The sequence below is a fragment of the Bowmanella dokdonensis genome (genome assembly GCF_017254865.1).
In the GTDB taxonomy this organism is placed as follows: Bacteria; Pseudomonadota; Gammaproteobacteria; order Enterobacterales; family Alteromonadaceae; genus Bowmanella; species Bowmanella dokdonensis.
Genome location: NZ_JAFKCV010000325.1, coordinates 1 through 298 on the forward strand (window position 1 = coordinate 1; position 298 = coordinate 298).

Sequence of the window (298 nt, forward strand, 5' to 3'; positions counted from 1 at the left end):
TTCTTGGTGATAGGGGCGAACAGCGCCTGATGGTCAATGGCCATCTGCACGATGCGGCCACGCTTGGCAGCAGGCATTTCGTCGGTCAGGGCAATCATTGGCGAGCGATCCAGATAGGCACTGCCCACACCGGTGGCCAGGTTAGTGGCGCCGGGGCCAAAGGTGCCGAAACACACGCCGGGCACACCGGTAATACGGCCACAAACGTCAGCCATAAAGGCCGCGCCGCCTTCGTGGGTGGCGAGAACAAATTCGATGCCGTCTGTGGTGCGCAGGGCTTCCATATAATCCACCCAGC

General features: G+C 61.1%; 1 protein-coding gene. It reads right to left on the bottom strand.

Translation table 11 applies throughout. The features are described from left to right. On the bottom strand, nucleotides 1-284 hold a 284-nt coding region (locus J0A66_RS22780), incomplete at its 3' end, for a thiamine pyrophosphate-binding protein (RefSeq protein WP_277603628.1). Nucleotides 285-298: the final 14 nt, after the last annotated feature.